General features: G+C 60.3%; 21 protein-coding genes. 7 read left to right on the forward strand and 14 right to left on the reverse strand.

Translation table 11 applies throughout. The features are described 5' to 3' along the window. The first annotated feature begins 23 nt into the window (after positions 1–23). From motA to ACODR6_RS24865, 6 genes are all read left to right on the forward strand, one after another. Positions 24–896 (forward strand): flagellar motor stator protein MotA, encoded by an 873-nt coding sequence (gene motA / locus ACODR6_RS24840; RefSeq protein ID WP_112713312.1) that lies wholly within the window; start codon positions 24–26, stop codon positions 894–896. Positions 897–902: 6 nt separating this feature from the next. Beyond that, on the forward strand, positions 903–1,844 hold the full coding sequence (locus tag ACODR6_RS24845; RefSeq protein WP_112713314.1) for a FliM/FliN family flagellar motor switch protein: 942 nt from the start codon (positions 903–905) through the stop codon (positions 1,842–1,844). A gap of 63 nt (positions 1,845–1,907) precedes the next feature. After that, positions 1,908–2,474, forward strand: a complete 567-nt coding sequence (fliN, locus tag ACODR6_RS24850) for a flagellar motor switch protein FliN (protein ID WP_112713316.1) — start codon at positions 1,908–1,910, stop codon at positions 2,472–2,474. A gap of 30 nt (positions 2,475–2,504) precedes the next feature. Next, positions 2,505–3,545 (forward strand): flagellar motor switch protein FliG, encoded by a 1,041-nt coding sequence (gene fliG / locus ACODR6_RS24855; protein ID WP_112713318.1) that lies wholly within the window; start codon positions 2,505–2,507, stop codon positions 3,543–3,545. A gap of 129 nt (positions 3,546–3,674) precedes the next feature. Then, positions 3,675–4,754, forward strand: a complete 1,080-nt coding sequence (flhB, locus tag ACODR6_RS24860) for a flagellar biosynthesis protein FlhB (RefSeq protein WP_112713320.1) — start codon at positions 3,675–3,677, stop codon at positions 4,752–4,754. Positions 4,755–4,759: 5 nt separating this feature from the next. Continuing rightward, positions 4,760–5,203: a hypothetical protein gene (locus tag ACODR6_RS24865; protein ID WP_112713322.1), complete on the forward strand. Its 444-nt coding sequence runs from the start codon at positions 4,760–4,762 to the stop codon at positions 5,201–5,203. Between the two features lie 57 nt (positions 5,204–5,260). Here ACODR6_RS24865 and visR read toward each other — a convergent pair whose 3' ends face one another. The 13 genes from visR to ACODR6_RS24930 form a co-directional block, all read right to left on the reverse strand. Next, a complete protein-coding gene (gene visR / locus ACODR6_RS24870) occupies positions 5,261–6,001 on the reverse strand; it encodes a transcriptional regulator VisR (protein WP_112713324.1) in 741 nt (246 codons plus the stop codon). Between the two features lie 10 nt (positions 6,002–6,011). Next, positions 6,012–6,758: a transcriptional regulator VisN gene (visN, locus tag ACODR6_RS24875; RefSeq protein WP_112713326.1), complete on the reverse strand. Its 747-nt coding sequence runs from the start codon at positions 6,756–6,758 to the stop codon at positions 6,012–6,014. A 585-nt stretch (positions 6,759–7,343) separates the two neighbouring features. Beyond that, positions 7,344–9,044, reverse strand: a complete 1,701-nt coding sequence (gene fliF, locus ACODR6_RS24880; protein ID WP_489024982.1) for a flagellar basal-body MS-ring/collar protein FliF — start codon at positions 9,042–9,044, stop codon at positions 7,344–7,346. A 109-nt stretch (positions 9,045–9,153) separates the two neighbouring features. Next, complete coding sequence (cheT, locus tag ACODR6_RS24885) at positions 9,154–9,543, reverse strand: chemotaxis protein CheT (protein WP_112713330.1); 390 nt, start codon at positions 9,541–9,543, stop codon at positions 9,154–9,156. Between the two features lie 16 nt (positions 9,544–9,559). Further along, entirely contained in the window at positions 9,560–10,114 is a 555-nt protein-coding gene (gene cheD, locus ACODR6_RS24890; RefSeq protein WP_112713332.1) for a chemoreceptor glutamine deamidase CheD, read from the reverse strand. Then, positions 10,111–10,500: a response regulator gene (locus tag ACODR6_RS24895; RefSeq protein ID WP_112713334.1), complete on the reverse strand. Its 390-nt coding sequence runs from the start codon at positions 10,498–10,500 to the stop codon at positions 10,111–10,113. The genes cheD and ACODR6_RS24895 overlap by 4 nt, the downstream gene beginning before the upstream one ends. Then, positions 10,500–11,546, reverse strand: a complete 1,047-nt coding sequence (cheB, locus tag ACODR6_RS24900; protein WP_112713336.1) for a protein-glutamate O-methylesterase CheB — start codon at positions 11,544–11,546, stop codon at positions 10,500–10,502. Before cheB ends, ACODR6_RS24895 begins: the two co-directional genes overlap by 1 nt. Then, positions 11,543–12,454 carry a protein-glutamate O-methyltransferase CheR gene (cheR, locus tag ACODR6_RS24905; protein ID WP_112713338.1) on the reverse strand — a complete coding sequence of 304 codons (912 nt, stop codon included), beginning with the start codon at positions 12,452–12,454 and terminating at the stop codon, positions 11,543–11,545. Before cheR ends, cheB begins: the two co-directional genes overlap by 4 nt. Next, complete coding sequence (locus ACODR6_RS24910; protein WP_112713340.1) at positions 12,451–12,918, reverse strand: chemotaxis protein CheW; 468 nt, start codon at positions 12,916–12,918, stop codon at positions 12,451–12,453. Before ACODR6_RS24910 ends, cheR begins: the two co-directional genes overlap by 4 nt. 4 nt (positions 12,919–12,922) lie before the next feature. Further along, positions 12,923–15,217 carry a chemotaxis protein CheA gene (locus ACODR6_RS24915; RefSeq protein ID WP_203429583.1) on the reverse strand — a complete coding sequence of 765 codons (2,295 nt, stop codon included), beginning with the start codon at positions 15,215–15,217 and terminating at the stop codon, positions 12,923–12,925. Between the two features lie 17 nt (positions 15,218–15,234). Further along, on the reverse strand, positions 15,235–15,600 hold the full coding sequence (gene cheY1 / locus ACODR6_RS24920) for a chemotaxis response regulator CheY1 (RefSeq protein ID WP_003570362.1): 366 nt from the start codon (positions 15,598–15,600) through the stop codon (positions 15,235–15,237). After that, positions 15,597–15,893, reverse strand: a complete 297-nt coding sequence (locus tag ACODR6_RS24925) for an STAS domain-containing protein (RefSeq protein WP_112713344.1) — start codon at positions 15,891–15,893, stop codon at positions 15,597–15,599. The genes cheY1 and ACODR6_RS24925 overlap by 4 nt, the downstream gene beginning before the upstream one ends. A 63-nt stretch (positions 15,894–15,956) precedes the next feature. Next, the gene (locus tag ACODR6_RS24930) at positions 15,957–17,585 is read right to left on the reverse strand and encodes a globin-coupled sensor protein (protein ID WP_489024987.1); all 1,629 of its coding nucleotides are present in this window, start codon (positions 17,583–17,585) and stop codon (positions 15,957–15,959) included. 646 nt (positions 17,586–18,231) lie between these two features. Between ACODR6_RS24930 and ACODR6_RS24935 the strand changes: the two genes are divergently transcribed. Further along, a complete protein-coding gene (locus ACODR6_RS24935) occupies positions 18,232–19,659 on the forward strand; it encodes an ArnT family glycosyltransferase (RefSeq protein WP_489024988.1) in 1,428 nt (475 codons plus the stop codon). On the opposite strand, the gene ACODR6_RS24940 is transcribed toward ACODR6_RS24935, so the two are convergent. Further along, a complete protein-coding gene (locus ACODR6_RS24940) occupies positions 19,656–19,919 on the reverse strand; it encodes a helix-turn-helix transcriptional regulator (protein WP_112713350.1) in 264 nt (87 codons plus the stop codon). The genes ACODR6_RS24935 and ACODR6_RS24940 overlap by 4 nt on opposite strands. Between the last annotated feature and the right edge of the window lie 61 nt (positions 19,920–19,980).

Consider the following 19,980-nt stretch of genomic DNA (forward strand, 5'->3'; position numbering starts at 1 on the left):
ATAACGATCAGGTGTGACTGACGATGAATATCATTATCGGATTTGTGATTACGCTCGGCTGCATCATCGGCAGCTTCATGGCCATGGGTGGCCATCTCGAGGCACTATTTCAGCCGTTCGAGCTCGTTATCATCGGCGGCGCCGGTCTCGGCAGCTTCATCATGGGTAACCCGATGAAGGTGGTGAAGGACTCGGGCAAGGCGCTCGGCGAAGCCTTCAAGCACACCGTTCCGAAGGAGCGCAACTATCTCGACACGCTCGGCGTTCTCTATTCGCTGATGCGCGACCTGCGCACCAAGTCGCGCAACGAGATCGAAGCGCATATCGACAATCCGGCCGAATCCTCGATCTTCCAGACCGCTCCGACGGTTCTGAAGAACAAGGAACTGACGGCCTTCATCTGCGACTACGTTCGCCTGATCATCATCGGCAATGCCCGCTCCCACGAGATCGAGGCGCTGATGGACGAAGAAATCAACACCATCCTGCACGACAAGCTGAAGCCCTACCACGCCATCCAGACCATGGGTGACGCCTTCCCGGCTATCGGTATCGTCGCGGCCGTTCTCGGCGTTATCAAGGCCATGGCGCACATCAACGACTCGCCTGAAGTCCTCGGTCACCTGATCGGCTCGGCTCTCGTCGGCACCTTCCTCGGTATTCTTCTCTCTTACTGCGTCTGCTCGCCGATCTGCTCGCAGATCAAGATCGTTCGCTCGAAGCAGCACCGCCTCTACGTCATCGTGAAGCAGACGCTGCTGGCCTACATGAACGGCTCGGTACCGCAGGTTGCTCTCGAATACGGCCGCAAGACGATCTCCGCTTACGAGCGTCCGTCGATCGACGCGGTCGAACAGGAAATGATGAACCCGGGTGGCGAGAACAAGGCGGCCTAAGCGACCATGAACAACGTTGCACTAGAGAATCCGGCAATGAATGCCGCACTGCTGGCCAAGCTTACTGGCCGTCTCGGCGACAAGGCTACAATCGAAAAACTCTGCGCCGCATTCGCGGACGTCTACATCGAATTCATGCCGGACATGTTCAAGAGCGAGACCGGCCTCGACGTGACGATCGCCTATCTCGGCTGCGATTCCGGATACAAGAACGACCTGATTGCCGATCTCGGCGCCAACTCGACGCTGGTCGATGCGACGCTGCGCAACTGGTCCCAGGATATCACGCTTGCCTGCGGCAACGGCTTCGTCATCACGCTGATGGAAAGCCTGCTGGGTGCGGCGCCCGAAACGATCGAACCGCCGGCCGACCGCCTGCTTTCGGCGATCGAACTCGAACTTGCGGTCATGGTGTTCGACAAGATTGCCGGCGTGCTGCGCTCTGCGGTCAACGCGCCTGGTGGCTTCGAGCCTGCGCTCGAACTGCCGCATGCGCTGGAAAACCGCCCGAAGCCTGCCGACGACAAGGCGGATGAATTTGGCGCGGCGATCAACATGTCGATCACGCTTGCCGGCATCACCTCGGAATTCTCGCTGATCGTGCTGCAGCAGGCCCTGCTGAAGACACAGATTTCGGCGCCGAAGGCGAAGAGCCAGGCTTCCAAGTCGGCCGCCTGGACGGAGCAGATCAGCGAGCAGGTTCGCCGCTCGCAGGTGACGCTCGAAGCCAAGATCCGCCTGCAGGACCTGACGCTGCGCACGATCTCCAAGCTTGCCGCCGGCGATGTCATTCCTTTCCGCGATTCCGGCGATGTCCGGGTCGAGGTCAGCGCCAACAGCAAGGAATTGTATGTGTGCGAGTTTGGGCGTTCCGGCGAGAATTACACGGTCCGGGTCAAGGATACGATGAGCTCGGACGACGAGCTGATCCGCCACTTAATGAATTAATCGGTTCCCGCCATTTCGCTGCCACGGCAGCTTGAGGCAAGTTTCAACTGGAATAGTGATTTCATGGCTACGAAGAAAACACAGCAGAACGACGATCTGTCATTGGAGCTTCCGGGCAACGAGGCTGACCTCGATCAGGCGATCGATGATCTTCGCGGTGTCCTGAAGCAGGATTCCGAAGGCGGCCTCCCGGAATTCGGCGGCGACGCCGATGCATTCAGCACCGGCACCGACCTTTCGACCTTCGGCGACTTCGGTGGTGACGACGATGCCGGTGCGGCCTTTGGCGGCGGTGACTTCGGCGGCAGCTCGGATTTCGGTGATACCGGTTTCCAGGCAGGCTCCGGCGAACCTGCTCCGCTCGGCAGCGCGCTGTCTTCGAATTTCGAACTGATCATGGACATTCCGATCGACGTCCAGATCATGCTCGGCAGCAGCCGCATGCAGGTTTCCGGCCTGATGAACCTCAACGAGGGCGCCACGATCGCGCTCGACAAGAGGATCGGCGAGCCGGTAGATATCATGGTGAATGGCCGCAAGATTGCACGCGGCGAGATCACCGTTCTGGAAAATGACGACACGCGTTTCGGCGTAAAACTGATAGAAGTTTTAAGTACCAAAAAAGCCTGATCCCGGTTTTAGGGACGGAGAGGTTAGACCATGATGGACTTTGACGATTTCAGCGGCGCTATTGCCGGGAAACCGTTGACCCAGGCTGAAAAGGCAGCGGCTGTACTCCTCGCTATGGGGAAGGGAGTCGCTGGCCGGCTGTTGAAATATTTTACGCAGGCTGAGTTGCAGACGATTATCTCTTCGGCACAGGCCCTTCGTGCTATTCCGCCGGATGAATTGCTTGGCCTCGTCGCTGAATTTGAAGACCTGTTTACCGAAGGCGCTGGCCTTATGGACAACGCCAAGGCCATCGAGAGCATTCTCGAGGAAGGCCTGACGCCTGACGAAGTCGATAGCCTGCTCGGCCGCCGTACGGCCTTCCAGGCCTATGAGACGTCGATCTGGGATCGCCTTGGTGAAGGCGACCCGGCCTTCATCGGCAAGTTCCTGCTGCGCGAACATCCGCAGACCATCGCCTACATCCTGTCCATGATGCCGTCGTCTTTCGGCGCCAAGGTGCTGATGCAGCTGCCCGACAGCCGCCGCGCCGACATCATGAACCGTACGGTCAACCTGAAGTCCGTCAGCCCGAAGGCGGCGCAGATCATCGAGAAGCAGGTCATGACGCTGCTTGCCGAGATCGATGCCGAGAAGAATTCGAGCGGCTCGAACAAGGTCGCCGAGCTGATGAACGAGATGGACAAGCCGCAGGTCGATACGCTGCTCACCTCGCTCGAATCGATCAGCCGCGAAGCGGTCAACAAGGTTCGTCCGAAGATCTTCCTCTTCGAAGACCTGCTCCTCATGCCGCAGCGCAGCCGCGTCATGTTGCTCAACGACATTTCGGCAGACATTCTCACGATGGCGCTGCGTGGCGCCTCTGCGGAAATTCGCGAATCGGTTCTCGCTTCGATCAGCCCGCGTCAGCGCCGCATGATCGAATCGGATCTGCAGAGCGGTACGACGGGTATCAACCCGCGCGAGATCGCTATTGCCCGCCGCGCCGTTGCTCAGGAAGCGATTCGCCTGGCAAATTCGGGCCAGATCCAGCTCAAGGAGACCGAGGGCGAGCCAGCGGCGGCGGCATAAGCCACCGCAGCTGTTGACAATTATCTCCTCCCGGCGCCGCGCGGTTGATCGCCATGCGCCGGGAGACTACCCTTTCCCTGTCGGGCCGCGCTCTGTCGCGGCCTTTTCCGTTCAGGGAGTGCCGTTCACTTGGCTGATGAAGACAAGGACAGCAAAACAGAAGACCCGACAGGCAAAAAACTGTCGGATGCCGCCGAGAAAGGTAATACCCCCTTCTCGCGAGAGGTGCCGATCTTTGCCACGGTTCTCGCCACCTACGTCTATCTGACCTTCTACCTGCCCGACGGCATCAGCACCGTCAGCGAGCAGCTGCGCGACATTTTCGAGCAGCCGGACCAATGGAAGATCGAGACCGGCCCGGATGCCATGTCTCTCTTCGTGCATCTCGGTTGGGTCAGCGCGGTATTGCTGACGCCCGCCATGCTGCTGTTCATGTGTTTCGGGCTGATCGCCTCGCTCAGCCAGAACCTTCCGAGCGTCGTCTTGGAACGTATCCGACCGCAATTTTCGCGGCTGTCGCCGGCCAAGGGTTTCGCGCGCATGTTCAGCGTGCCCGGCTTGATCGAATTCGGCAAATCGCTGTTCAAGGTCGTCGTCGTCGGCCTCATCATGTTCTTCGTGCTGAAGAGCGAATATTTCAGCTCGATCGATTCGATGTTCTCCGACCCGCAGACCTTCTTCGAGCGGGCGATGACGATCATGCGCAAGATCGTGCTGATCGTGCTCTTCGCCACCGCCTTCGTCGCCATCGCCGACTTCTTCTGGACCCGCCATCACTGGTTCAGCGAACTGAAGATGACGCGCCACGAAGTGAAGGAAGAAAACAAGCAGTCGCAGGGTGACCCCTTCGTCAAGGGCCGCCAGCGCTCGCTGATGCGCGACCGCGCCCGCCGCCGCATGATCGCCAATGTCGAGCGCGCAACGCTCGTCATCGCCAACCCGACGCACTTTGCCGTGGCGCTGCGCTACGTGCGCGAGGAAAACGACGCGCCGATCGTCATTGCCAAGGGCCAGGACCTCATTGCGTTGAAAATCAGAGAGATAGCCGAGAAGCAAGGAATCCCCGTTTTCGAAGATCCGCCGCTTGCACGCTCCATGTTTGCGCAAGTCTCGATAGATAGTGTCATCCCGTCAGTCTTCTACAAGGCCGTCGCGGAGCTCATCCACCGGGTGTACGCCGCACAAGCCAAGAACAAGCGGGTCAGATAAACAGCATGAAGAAGTGCCCCTACTCCTCGCAGCGTGAAAGAATTCTAGCTGAGGCGATCAGCCCGGTTGCGACGGAGCTTCGGCTTCTGGACGCATCCGACCTGATTTCGCTGCTGCGATTCGAGTATTACGGCAATCTCGCCGATCTGGTGGCTTCCGCTGCCGAGCTTTTCTTCCATCCGGGCACCGTCAATTTCGGCCTGGGCGGCAATTACACGCTGGAATGGGGCGGCAAGCCGGAAGTGGTGCTCGATCTCGAGATCAAGCCGCGCGGCGTCACCGTCTATGCGCAGCTGACGCTCGCCGAAGACGTCGCCGGCATCGAGATCAATCACATCGCTTTCCAGGATCCGTCTGCAGATCCGGACGAGAACACCGCTTTCCTCGAGAATGCGCTGCGCGAAGCACGTTACAACGTGCGCCCGTCCTACCCGGCCTTCGCCGGCTGATCATTTTCGAAATTCAGTGCTGAAGCCCGGCTGGTTCTCCCGCCGGGCTTTCTGCTCTCAGCTGATGTAGCCGAGGCGGATCGCCTTGGCGATCGCCTGGATGCGGTTGACCGAATCCAGCTTGATGGTCGCCGAGCCGAGATAGGCATTGACCGTGTGAACCGAGAGGCCAAGCTTGTCGGCGATCTCTTCGCTGATACGGCCGTCGCCGGCGAGCTGCAGGCAGGCGATCTCGCGCTCGCTGAGCGCTTCCGATGCGGCCGCGCGGCGCTCGTCGAGGGAGAGCAAGTCCATCATGATATGGCTGCTGCGGCCGTGGAGCTCGATGATCGTATCGCTGCCGGGTTCCATATAATCGCCGGTGAAGACGACATAGCCGTTGCCGTTGGCGCCGAGGCGCACCGGGAAGGCCATGCCCGAGAACGGCAGCACGCCGTCCTTCAGACGCGTCAGGAAGGGTGCAAATGCTGCGGGGCCAGGAGCGGCCCTGTCGTGGCCTCCAGCCCATGTCAGCGGTAACAGAGACTTGTCGATATGTTCGAGCAGGAACTCGCCGTAGGCGTCGACGAAGGCCTTTGCGGCGTTGCTGGACGGTCCCCAATTCTCGAGCTCGCAGACAAGGCGCTGCTTGGCCGGAACGCCGGAGCCGCTGACCCGGAAGACACCGAAATTCTGCGCGTCAGCCAGCTTCTGCATGGCGACGAGGCGCGGGAAAAGATCGGAGCGGCTGGAAACCCTGCTGACCCTCATCGACCGTATGTCGGTATTTCCCATCGTTCTGGTTGACGGCTGCCCCATGTAACCCCTCTCAGACCAGACTGTTCCTGACCGCAAATGCAATCGCTTCAGACCGCGTCTTGGTAGCAGTCTTACGCATCACGCTTGTGATGTAGTTGTTGATTGTGTTGCGCGAGATGCCGAGGATCATGGCGATCTCGTCGCTGGTCTTGCCCTCGGCAATCCAGAACAGGCACTCGAGCTCGCGCTCGGTCAGTTCGAAGTCGCGGTCGGCCTTGGTGCCGCCGCAGCGCAGGAAGCTGGCGAAATAGCCGGCCAGCAGACCGACGTCGCGCAGGCGCTCCGGAGAAAGAATGAAGCCGTCGTCGAAGAGGAACATCAGCGACAAGCGCGAACGGCCGACGTTGAACGACAGCGTGCAATACTGGCGGCTGGCGCCATCCGGCACATCGGCATTGTCGGGCAGCAGCGAGAAGCTCGGCTGGAAGAGCTGCATGCACTTCTCAAGCTCGGTCGTGCGCGAATAACCGCTGACGAGCGCACCGGCCAGATCCTTGACCAGATCGAACGGCCAGTCGGAGGAAACGATGAAATCGAGGCCATCTTCCTGAACCAGGTCGGAACGGGCGAGCAGGTAATGGGAGGCGCCGACGTAATCCGTCAGGGTGCGCATTGCAGGTTGCAAACGGCCGGTATCCGCGATCTCGCCGAGCTGCTTGATCAACTCGTCCCGCGAACACAGACTAGACGCCTGAAGGCCAATAAAATTCGCCGTTTGATTTTCGCCCTTAAGCGACTGCAATATATGCATATCCATAGGCAGCGTCCTGCGGCTCAAAACCAATCTTTGCAAAAGCACTAACTGCGCAGGTTCAACTCCGGCCCGCGGCAACCCTTACACGAATCACCAAAGCCTAGGCGAAGCGCTCCAAATCGCCATCTCCGAGTTCTGGGGATTTACTGTTGCCGCATTCCGTGCGCTGATTCGCACGCAGAGGTCGCTCGATTAATTTCTAGTAAAGCTAAATTGATTCTCTCTGTTCCGCAACACAATTCGCGCCATGCGCGAGGCAAGAACAGTCAATATTGCATCAGCATATCTAATGTATATCGCCAAGTGTCGATATTGATCAGCAATATTACGATGATTAGCGGAAAATGTACTTAATGAACAACTAGATAATCGTTTAAGCAATTCCTGTGTATTTCCTTTTTTCGTTCAATCGAGAGTATATGTTTCGCCTGGGGATTAAGGCCATTTTGCCACAATCGGACAAAATGCGTTTTCTTTGTGCCAGCTAATCATTCCCCCAAAAAAGGTCAGTCAAGTTGACGGATCGCCGGGCCGCTCCAGCGGCCTGCTACAGGCAAAGAAAAAGGCCGGTTGCCCGGCCTTTGTTCGTTACGCGGCGTGATCGACCGCCCATTTTCTGAGGATTTTCGCAGCGCGCTCCTCGTTGATTTCGACCATTCGAGACAGCTTGCGTTCCGGGCCTTCCTTGACGCGGCGATTGAAGTTGCCGTCGTCGTCGCCGAGGCTGAGAAGGTCCTCGGTGCTGTCGAAGCCGAAGTCCGAGCCGAAGCCGTCCATGAGCGCTCCGCCTGCCCCGCCGCCTGCTGCTGCCGGAGCGAAGTCGGGCAGTTCGAGGCCGGCCGATTCCGACGAGCTGTCGCCGAGGATGCCTGCGCCGGCACCACCGCCACCGATCGAGCGGACCAGAGGACGCATGCCCATCCAGACCACGATGAAGGCAACACCCAGGAAGGCGAGCGAGTTGATGATGGTCGCAAGGTTGCGGCTCAGCATGTCGAGAACGCGGGGGCCGCTGGTGGTATCGTCGAGAAGCTGGTTCTCGAGGAAGTCCATGGCGGTGACCGTCACGACGTCGCCGCGGCTGGCGTCGATGCCGGCGGCCGAGGAGACGATGCTCTTCATCTCGGCAAGGTAGGCGTCGATCTTGGCCTGGTCTGCGGGCTCGCCGACCATCTTGGCGATACGGCCCTTGTTGACGACAACGGCGATGGAGAGCTTTTCCATCTTGTAGCTGTTGCGCGTCGTGGCCGTCGTCTTGCTGTTGATTTCGTAGTTGGTCTGCTCTTCCTTCTTGTCGGACTTGTCTTCCGACTGAGGACCGGCAGCGCCACCAGCTTCAGGAGCGGCCTGGGGAACGTTCTGCTCGACGGTCGTGGCGTTGTCAGACTGCTTCTGCGACGACTGGTTGGCTTCCTTGGTGGTGCGAACCGAGCGCTCGACCTTGGATTCCGGATCGTAGGTGGTTTCCTGGATCTGCTGAACATCGGTGTTGAGGCTCGCCGTCACGCTGGAGCGGAAGTTATCCATACCGAGGAAGGGTGCGAGAGCCTTGTCGATATTGGATTCAACTTCCTGCTGGACGTTCTGCACGATGCCGAGAGAACGATTAAGCGTGTTGTTTCCGGCTTCGTCGCCGGAAGCGAGCAGCTGGCCGGTCGAATCGAGAATCGTGACGTCATCGACATCGAGCCCCGGCACAGCCGAGGCGACCAGGTGGCGGATGGAGCTTGCAGCGCTTCGCCCCGTGGCGGCGCTCGCTCTGATCATGACCGATGCTGTCGGCTTCTGCTCTGCTTTGCGGAAGTTGCCGACTTCGGGCATGACGATGTGAACGCGGGCGGCGTTGATGCCCGAGATCGACTGGATGGTGCGACCGATTTCACCTTCAAGCGCGCGAACGCGAGTGACTTCCTGCATGAACGACGTCAGGCCGAGGGAGCCGACCTTGTCGAAAAGCTCGTAACCGGCATTGGCGCTATTCGGCAGGCCGCGTTCTGCAAGAAGCAGACGGGCCTTGCCGGTCATGCCAGCCGGTACGGTGATGCTGGAACCGTCGGTACCAACCTCGAATGCCATATTGTTTTCGGCAAGTGCCATGCTGATCTGGTTGAGATCAGGGCTGTCGAGGCCGACGTAAAGGGTTTCCTGGGCAGGTTTATTAACAAAAAGGGCCGCAGCCAAAACAATTGCTATTGAAAGAACACCCACACCCGCAAGCGCCAGCAGGCGGGTCCGGCCTAGCGAACCGAGGTTCTTCATGACCTGAACTAATTGATTTAACAGATTCATTCTGTTCTCGCACGATCCGTCAAAGACAAAACAGGCTTATTGCCTCATTCCTTGATAGAGACCGAAACTTGTGCGAGCGTTTCGTCAGGGCATGCTTGAAAAGCAGGGATCAGAAAAAGTCGAAATCGCCTGCTGCCTTGCTGAGAGGCTGGGAATGACCATGCCGCGTGGCACCGCCAAGGGCCTTCTGCATTTCTGCAAGCTTGACCAAGCTGAGGGCCGTTGCGACGTCGACTGTCCAGTTCTGCGGGATTTCGCCGGTGATCGTATCGATGAATTCGGCGAGGCCGCGGGTCTTCTGGACGGCAAGGTCGATGCCCTGCATGACCTTCATGCTGTCGGGCGCATTGAGGATATCGGCACCGCCGATTTCGAGAAGCTGGGGTTCGATGCGTTCGATCAGGTAGGCAACGTCATGCAGCTCGGAAACGATGCGCATCAGGAGGTCGGGCAGAGCCTCCAACGGCGAGGGCGGTTCGATGGGGGCATTAAAAGTCATATAAAAATCCTCAAACTCAGAAAAATTCGATACTATTTTCAACAGGTTTGGCAGGCGCGACCGGACGCTGCTCGAGGGCAACGGTCTTCTGCGTCTCGGCGCCGGTAAGCGGATATTGACGGGCCCGGCCGGAGACCGGCCAGAATTCCAGCTTGCGGCCGTGATCGCCGCCGGTGCTGGAGCCGACAACGGGGATCCCTTCATCCCTCAGGAACTGCGCGGCGAAAGCGGCGTTCTGTTCGCCGACATTGGAGAAGGTCGAGATCGTCTTCGCCCCGCCAAAGATCTTGGCCTCGAGGCGGTCGCGGCGCGCGCCCTGCTTCAGAAGGCCGTTGATCAGCAGTTCCATCAGATGCACGCCGTAGCGCGTGGCATCCCCGCCGGTCATCGGCGTATTGCCGGTTCCCGGCAGAAGGAAATGGTTCATGCCGCCCACTCCTGCCACGGGATCCCGCAGGCAAGCAGCCACGCACGAGCCAAGAATGGTCGTCAGAACCGCATTCGGATCATTCAGGACTTTCCATTCTCCCTGGATGATGTGGACACGGCGGGCTGCTGCCTCGATTGTCATTTCAGTGCTCCGAACACGGCTTCGATAGCCGCTTTCATCTTTTCGATGGTGAAGGGCTTGGCAAGCACGTTGTTGGCGCCGAGTTGAGCGGCCTTCGTAACCAGCGCGCGGTCGCCCTGCGCGGTCAGGATGATGAAGGCGGCCTTCTTCGTTGCCGGGTTGGTGCGCACGGCCTGGAGCAGACCGAGGCCGTCCATCTTCGGCATGTTGAAGTCCGAGATGACCAGGTGGTGGGGCTGCTGGGCCATGATCTTCATGCCCTGTTCGCCGTCACCCGCAGAGGTGATCTGCTTGAAACCGAGCTGGGTCAGCGCATCGCTGAGCAGCAGGCGGCTGGTGACCTGATCGTCAACAATCAGAACCTTAATTTTCTCCGCTATCGACATTATTCTGTCCCTTCCTTTCGGGCGGCTGTCATTTTCAAGATTTCCTCGCCGATGGCATTCAGTGGCAGCTGATGCTCAACGGCTCCAAGCTCGTAGGCAACACGGGGCATGCCGTAGACCACGCAGGTCTTCTCGTTCTGTCCGATGGTGCGTGCGCCCGCATGGCGCATCTTCAGCAGGCCAGCCGCGCCATCGCGGCCCATCCCTGTGAGTATCACGCCGACCGAGTTGCGGCCGGCAAGTTCCGCGACGGAATCAAACAGCACATCGACCGAAGGACGGTGGCCGTTGACGGGGTCACGCTCGACAAGCCTGCAGTGCGGCGCCGAGACATTGGCGACCTGCAGGTGTCGTTCACCTCCTGGTGCCAGATAAATCTTGCCAATTTCCAAACGAGCCCCGTCCCTCGCCTCTTCGACCACAGGGGCGCAGAGGCGATTCAGCCGTTCGGCGAAGCTTTTGGTGAAGGTCGGCGGCATATGCTGGGTGATAACCGTCGGCGGGCAATTGGCCGGAAACTTCTGCAGAACCGCGATCAGAGCCTCGACACCGCCGGTCGACGAACCGATCGCGACGATCTTGCGGCCGACCCGGAAATCGGCGACCGCGGGCGGCGCAACAGGTGCTGCGGCCGGTCGCTGGGTGAACTGGCGCTGCGTACGGGCGGCAGCCTTGACCTTCTCGGCGAGATCGCCGAACGGGCGCAGGTCGCCCGGAGCCGGTTTGCCGATGCAGTCGAACGCACCGATTTCGAGAGCTGCGAGGCTTGCCTCGGCGCCGCGATGGGTCAGCGTCGACACCATGATCACCGGCATCGGGCGCAGGCGCATGATCTTCTCGAGAAAATCGAGGCCGTTCATGTTTGGCATCTCGATATCGAGGGTCACGACGTCAGGGTTCAGCTTCTTGATCGCTTCGCGGGCTTCGAGCGCGTCGCCAGCCTGGCCGATGACGGTTACATCGGGGTCAGCGCTCAGAACGGCGGTGATCAGGCCGCGCATGGTCGGCGAGTCATCGACGACGAGTACCCTTGCAGGTGCGCTCATGCCTTCCTCCCGACGCCCTTGGTCGTATAGCGGTAGGTGGTGATGCCGATATTGTCGAAGACGTTCTTGGCATCGCCCGAGACCCGCTCGGAATGACCGATATAGAGGTGCCCGCCTTCCGGCAGCAGCTCGGCGAAGCGCGACCAGATCTTCATCTGGGTCGGCTCGTCGAAATAGATGACGACGTTGCGGCAGAAGATCACGTCGAACTTGCCCTTGAACGGCCACTGCGCCATCAGGTTCAGTTCGTTGTAGGTGATCAGGCGCTTGACGCGATCGTCGACCTGGAACTTGCGGCGGCCCTGGATCTCGACTTCCGAGAACCACTGCTTGCGCATCTGCGGCGACACGGTTTCCAGCGCGCTCTCGTCATAGGCGCCCTGCCGGGCGATCGCCAGGATCTTCGGGTCGATGTCGGTCGCCAGAATCTTGAAATCGTAATCGGCAACATTCGGCATCTGCGACAGCACGGTCAGTGCGATCGAATAGGGCTCCTGGCCATCCGACGAAGCGGCCGACCAGATGCGCACGCGGCCGCCCATCTTGGCGCGGTGCAACAGTTCCGGCAGCACCTGATCGCGCAGGTGATCGAAGTGATGGTTTTCGCGGAAAAAGCGCGTGAAGTTGGTCGTCAGGTGCGACAGCATCTCGCGGCGCGGTGCGGCACCGGCGGGCGAAGCCACCAGCGAACAGTATTCGCGGAAGCCGGACAGGCCGAGATTGCGGATGTGCTTCGACAGACGCGAATAGACCAGCGAGGCCTTCGTCTCGTTGAGGAAAATCCCCGCGTCCGAATAGATCATGGCGGCGATCTCCGAGAGGTCGCGGCGGGTCAGCGGATATTCGCCGCTCGCCAGAACCTCGTCGGGGCTTCCCTGCCGCACATCTTTTGCACTCATGACACTCATGCAGCTTCGCTTTCAGCTTCCGGGAAGAGGGCTTCGAGTTCGATCAGGCAGATCATCCGCTTGTCGATCGACAGGATGCCGCGGGCAAACTGACGCTGGATATCGGATGCGATTTCCGGGGTCGGCTGGATATGCTGCTCGGTCACCGTGAGGATATCCGAGACAGCATCGACCAGCAGACCGACGACCTTCCGCTTGACCTGCGCCACGATGATGACGTGGCGCGGGGTCGGTTCGGCCGCCTTCATTCCAAGGCGGGCCGACAGATCGATGATCGGCAGGACCGCGCCGCGGAGGTTGATGACGCCGATGACATAGGCAGGCGCGTGCGGCATGGGCGTTGCAGGCGTCCAGCCGCGAATTTCGCGCACCGCCATGATATTCACGCAAAATTCCTGGTCACCGATGCGGAAAGCGATGAGCTCGCTATCCCCATGGTTCAGATTTTTTACGCCGTACGACATCGTCTTATCCTACCGCTGCCAGGGAGATTTCCTGCTTCAAGGCCTGGCCGCGCGAAGCGCCGACTACCGCATCGACGTCGAGGATGAGCGCGACGCGCCCGTCGCCGAGGATCGTTGCAGCCGCGATACCGGGAACGTGGGTATAGTTGGCTTCGAGGCTCTTGATGACGACCTGACGCTGACCCTGGATGGCATCGACCATCAGAGCGCGCTGACCGCCGCCTTCGGATTCCACCAGCAGGGCAACGCCTTCGACCGGGTTTGCCTGGGTTGCGCGGAAGTTCAGGATCCGGCCGACATCCACCAGCGGGCAGAAGGAGTTACGGATCGAGATCAGGCGATGGCTCGCACCGAACGAGTGGATCGCGGAGGCTTCCGGCTGGAGCGTCTCAACGATCGCCGTCAGCGGCACGACCAGCGTCTGGCCGGCAACCGTAACGACCATGCCGTCGAGGACGGCGAGCGTCAGCGGCAGGCTCATCGTGAAGACCGAACCCTGGCCCGGCTTCGAGGTGATGTTGATACGGCCGCCGAGTGCCTGGATCGAGCGCTTGACGACGTCCATGCCGACGCCGCGGCCCGAGATGTCGGAGATCTTGTCGGCCGTGGAGAAGCCCGGCAGGAAGATCAGGTTGTCGATTTCTTCATCCGACAGGTTGGCATCGGCCGGGATCAGCTCGTTGGCGATTGCCTTCTGCTTGACCTTTTCGCGGTTGATGCCGGCGCCGTCGTCGGCGAGTTCGATCAGGATGCGGCCCGAACGATGCTTTGCGGTGAGGCGGACGGTGCCTTCGGCGCTCTTGCCGGCGGCTGCGCGTCTTTCCGGCGATTCGATGCCGTGGTCGACGGCGTTTCGGATCATGTGCGTCAGCGGTTCCGCGATCTTGTCGATAACCGTCTTGTCGACTTCGGTGTTCTCACCTTCGGTGATCAGGCGGATCGACTTGCCGGTCATGTCGGCGATTTCGCGAACGATACGCGACATGCGCTGGAAGACCGGCTTTACCGGCTGCGCGCGGATCGCCATGACCGAGTCCTGGATCTCGCGGGTGAGCTGCTGCAGCTCTTCGAGGCCCATGTTGATCGAGGACGTACCGGTCGTGTCGTTTTCGATGACGCTCTGCGAGAGCATCGCCTGGTTGATGACAAGCTCGCCGACGAGGTTGATCAGGCGGTCGACGCGATCGAGATCGACGCGGATCGTCTGGCCTGCGCTGTTGGCAGCAGCATTGTTCTGGGCTGCTGCGGCAGCAGCGGCACTGGCGGCAGCAGCCGATTCCTTCTTCTCGACACGGGCAGCGGCAGCGGCCATCTGCGTGACGTTGGAAGCGGTCTCAGCGGCAGCAACGGCTGCGGCAACATCCGACTTTGCGGGCTCGACCGGTGCTTCAGGCGCATCGTCGAGGGCCGAGAGATCGAACGGAACCGGGATCATCGGCAGCTCTTCGTTCGAAGCTTCCGCGGACTTGGCGTCCTCGACCGGCGTCACGGTCAGTTCGCAATCCCATTCGGCAAATTCGAAGACGGTGCGGATGGCGTCTTCACCCTTGTCCGTCTTGAGCGTGACATTCCAGAAGAAATAGGCAGCTTCCGGATCGATCTCGTCGAGGCCGACGAGCGCGTCCATGTTGCAGTAGATGCTCATCTCGCCGAGGCGGGAGAGATCGCGCAGCAGCAGCGTTGCGTCGTTACCCTTGGAATAGAGGTCCGAGCGCGGCTTGAAGGTGATCTCGTAGGCCGGCAGATCGGAACCGGCTTCTTCTTCATCGCCGAAATCGCCGAAGGAGAAGGGGATCGGCTGGAAACCGCTATCATCGGTCGGAGCCGGGGCTGCGGCAACGGGTGCCGCGGCCGGAGCAGGCTTTGCAGCCGCTTTCGGTGCGGGCGCTTCGGCGGCAGCCGACGACGACGGCATTTCGCCGTGTGCCAGAGCCTCGAGCTCCTTCACCAGGCCGCGGCTGCGGCTTTCATCGATGCTGCCGCCATCGCGGGCAGCATTCGTCAAGTCGGCCAGAACGTCGGCCGACTTCAGCATGACCTTCAGGACGTCCTGATTAGGCTCAAGCTTGTTGGAACGAACGCAATCAAGTGTGGTCTCGAATACATGGGCGAAAGCGACGAGATCATCCAGACCGAAGGCGCCAGCGCCGCCCTTGATCGAATGGACGGCACGGAACACCGCGTTGACGGTTTCCGGATCACGATCGCCATCATTCATTTTCATGAGACCGGATTCCAGTTCGGCGAGCTGCTCCTCGCACTCCTGGAAAAAGATCTCTTTGATTTCGTTCATATCCATAGGAGAAATTCCTGGGTTTAAGCGGTTACACGCTCAATGGCATCTATCAGCTTGGCAGGGTCGAAAGGCTTTACGATCCAGCCCGTCGCACCGGCCTGGCGGGCACGGTTCTTCTTTTCGGCATCGCTCTCGGTGGTCAGCACCAGGATCGGGATCGCGCGGTACTTTTCGTTGCGGCGAACACCTTCGATGAAGCCGAAACCGTCGAGACGCGGCATGTTGATGTCGGTCACGATGACGTCAGGGTTCGACTCTTCGAGAACTTCAAGGCCCTCGACACCATCTTCCGCCTGGATCGTCTCGAAGCCCGCATTGTTGAGCGTCACGAGAAGCATGTTTCGGATCGTCCGTGAATCATCCACGGTAAGCACTTTTTTCTTCATTGCCGGATCTCCTTGGCAAGCAGGTGGTCTATATCGACGCCGACCAGCTGCATGGTTTTTTCGAATGCATCAGACACTTTCGAGAACTTGAAAGACTGCTTGTCCTGATCCCAGGTCTTTTCCGCAGCCATCAGCACCTGTGCGCAGAGGCCGCCAACACGCTCGACGCCCGATGCATCGATAACGATGTCGCTGCCGCGCATGGAAAGAAGCTTGTCGCGGAGTGCTGTCGCTTCATTGAGATCGAGTACCGCTGCAAGATTAAGCGTCTTGCCGCTCTTCTTCGCTGCCATCAGCCTGTCCTTGTCCCCTTGTGTCCAACCCGCAAAAGCGAGCGGACCTCATATTCCGATAGGTTAGTAAACATTCCGTCCTCCGAAGCTTGCTGCGGGGCGGGAAAAGTCGAAATCTTCGTTGTCGAACTGCTCGTCAAGCGTCACCGGCTGGGCGGCGATCTCGACGCGCGGCGCTGCTGCGCGAACCGGTTCGCGGCGCGCCGGCTGGGCGTTTTCGCGGGCGATGCGGAATTCGCGGATCGTCTGCCCGAGTTCGAGAATGACGGTGTGCAGGTGATCGGCACCATCGGCCGAATGGCGGGCTGCATTGGCATTGGCGGCGACACCGACGCTCAGGCTCTTCACCTCGCCGGTGACGGCATCGAGGCTTGCGGCATGCTCGCCTGTATTGACGGCAATCGCGGCGATCGCCTCGTTGATGCCGGTGACCTGGCGGACGATGCTGCCGATCGAATCCTGGGTGCGGCCGACCATCTGGACACCGGCATCGACCTGCGCCTTGGTGGTCGTCACCAGCGTCTTGATCTCGCGGGCGGCATCTGCCGAGCGCTGCGCCAGAGCGCGGACTTCCTGGGCGACGACGGCAAAGCCGCGGCCGGATTCACCGGCGCGGGCGGCTTCGATACCGGCGTTCAGCGCCAGAAGGTTGGTCTGGAAGGCGATCTCGTCGATGGCGCCGATGATCTGGCCGATCTTCTCCGCCGACTGCTCGATATCGGCCATGGCGGTGATCGCCCTGCCGACGACGGCGCCGCTCTCTTCGGCGGCAACGCGCGTCGACGCGGCGGCCTGTTCGGCGGCGCGGCTTCCCGTCGCCCCCTGACGGACGCTTTCGGCGATTGCCTGCAGCGCAGCAGCCGAGGACTGCAGCTCTCCGGCATGACCGGCGGCGTGACCCGCAAAGTTCTTCGATGCCTCGGAAAGCGAGCGCGTCGACAGCTCTGCCTTCTGGGTGCGATCGGAGATCCCTACGAATTCTGTCTGGACGGCGTCGAGCGCGGCGTTGAGGGCCGCGGCAAGTTCCGCATGGGCGCCATCGGCCTCGACGGGTGCGCGAACCGTCAGGTCGCGGGCGGCAAGACCATCGATAACGTCGCCGAAGATGCGGGCGATATCTGCCTTGTCCTTCTCGCGCTGCTCGGAGAGCACGCGGCCCTGCGATGCGCGCAGGGCATTGAAGCGGAGCGAAACAGCGATTTCGACATCGACCATCACGAGGCGGATGATCGCCGTCATCATCTCGCTGATTTCCTTGGCGCGGCGCTTGGCGCCCGGAAGCAGCGGCTTGCCGGCGAGATCACTCGCGAGACCGGAGATGATATGCTCGAGCATGACGCCGTGGCCGGCGACGTGCCAGCGCGGGTCGAGGCCCATCTTGCTCTGCGTATCGGAGAGAACCTTGACGCGCTCGGCATAGAGGCTGTCGAAGCGCGCATCCGTCAGCACATCCCAGTGCGAGGATTGCAGATCGTGCAGCCGGTCGAGCTGGCGGTCGTTCTGGAAATTGCTGGCAGCGTCCGGAAATGCCTGGAACCGCTGGAAAAGATCGCGGAGGCCGCTCTTCAGCTCGGTTTCGAGCAGCGGGCGGTGGCGGCGAACAAGCTCGCATTGCGCGGCATCTAGGCCGGCAAAACGCAGGCGATCACGGAGGCTGCCTGCCTGCGCGCCCTTGGCCTGATCTGATGGCATATCCTGCCGCAATGCCTATCCCCAACCACATCCGGACCTGGTCCGGTGAAAAACCGTTTTGCTCCATCCGACGAGCACAATGCAGGGAAGCGGCCTTCAGCCTCCGGCAGTATGGCCGGAAGACAGGCGTCTCCCATCAACAGAAATCTGTTTCGGAAAAGAGTGGATACCGGATCGAGCCGGTACGGCGGGACGGCGTCATGCCTGGTGGGAACGAGCAACATTTCCCATTCCGACGTGTAACGCCATGTTTATGGTTAATTCCTTGCTTGAAGGTTAATGCGCTTTTTAATCAACGCAGCCGCTGAAAGCATTTTTGGAGCAACAAATGAAATAGTCCCAAGGAGTTGCAGGCGCGCTACAAGTCCTGCGCAAGCTTTGTGTTATATCGCACCCTTAAGACATGACATGATGTCGTTAAGGATAGAGCAATGATTGTTCTCGGATTGGGATCCTGCCTCATCGCAATTGCCACTTTGGCAGCCGTCGCCCTGCTCGATCAGATCGAGGCGCGCCGCGGCAGCATCGACCTTCGGGTTCTCTGAAAAACCTTTGACTGCGGCATAGTGCGGCTTTGTGAGCCGCCCTTGTTGGCAGCCTTGCTTCGCTGATGTATGGCAGGCGCCTTAACCAGCGGAAGTTCTATATGTCTGCCAGAACCGGCCTTTTCATCATTCTTGCCGTCACCTTGTGGCGCATCGTGACGCTGCATTTCGATACGACGGATTTCTTCGTCGACGAGGCGCAATACTGGTTCTGGTCGCAAAATCTCGACTTCGGCTACTATTCCAAGCCGCCGATGATCGCCTGGTTCATCCGGGCGATGACCGATATTGCCGGTTCGACCGATATTTTCTGGGTGCGGCTCTGCGGACCGATCGTTCACGCCGCCACCGCCTTCCTGCTGATGAAGCTCGCCAAGCGCGTCGTCGGACCCGAGGTCGAGGGATGGACGGGCGCCATCTATGTGACGATGCCGGCGGTTGCCCTTTCGTCGGTGTTCTTCTCCACCGACGTCGTGCTGCTGTTCTTCATGACGATCGGACTCTGGGCCTATGCCGGCCTGACGAAGAAGTCCTCGATCGGGCTGGCACTGCTGATGGGCGCTGCCTTCGGCTGCTCGTTCCTGTCGAAATACGCGATCCTCTTCGTCGTGCCCGGCGGATTGATTGCGCTGCTCTTCGTGCCTGCAGCGCGCATTGCCTGGCGCGATTTCTTCATTTCCGTCGTCACGGCGCTGATCTTCGCTTCGCCGAACCTCTGGTGGAACTTCACGCATGACGCGACCACGGTTCGCCACACCGAGGACATCGCCAAGTGGGACCAGATGAAGCTGGATTTCGCCGGCGCTGCGGAATTCTTCGCTGCGCAGTTCGGCGTCGTCGGCCCGATCATCTTCTTCGCAATGCTCTGGGCCGGATGGCGGATGATCCGGGGCCGGAGCGGAGAAACGGAAAAGCTGCTCGTCTGGTTCTCGCTGCCGGTGGTGTTCCTGATCACCCTGCAGGCATTCGTCGCCAAGGCCGAAGCCAACTGGGGCGTGACGGCCTATGTGGCCGGGACTGTCCTTGCCGTCACCGTTCTTTCGCGCCTCTGGCCGAAGGGGCTCAACATCTCGCTGATCATCGGCGCTGTCGCCAGCATCCTCTTCCCGCTGGCTACGATCTTCGCGCATGAACTCGTGTTACCCGGCGGCAACGAGATCATGAAGCGCTATCTCGGCCGGGCCGAAATCAGCCGCGAAGCCGCCGCGCTTGCCAAGCAGGCCGGGACCGCGACCATCGTCACCGACAACCGCGATTTCGTCGCCGACATGTTCCACACGCTGCGCAACGAGCCGGTGAAGATCTATGCCCGGGCGCCCGTCGATCTGCCGAACAACTATTACGAGCAGAACTTCGCCCTGCCCGCGGGTTCGCAGGAGCCGGTGCTTTTCGTCAGCCGCAATGAATTTACCTGCACCACCGGGACGGCCGAGCTGGTGAAGAGCTGGCAGCCGGCCGACGGTTATTATCGCGGCAAGGACGTCTACGCCTACAAGATGCCGGGCAGCTGCCTCGACCGGCAGCGCTAGGCAGGCGCTTGCGGGGGCAGGCAGAGGCCGGTCCCCGCCCCTTCCACATCAACAAACCTTACGCCGCCTTCCTCGAAGGCGAGGCGCAGCTGTGCCTCGGTCGCACGGTGGATTTCGTGGTGCCGGCCTTCATAGTCGCGTATCGTGCTGCGTGAGACGGCGGCCTTGTCGGCAAGGTCGCTCTGCGTCCAATCGAGCAAGCCTCGGGCAGCGCGGCATAAAGCAGGCGTCAGAATTGTTTCTTTAGCTCCTTGACCCATGATTTCAAGTCACCCATATTGGTCAACATAAGCCATATATGTCATGTTTTGAACGGGAATA

This window comes from Rhizobium sp. FG96, from assembly GCF_057808655.1.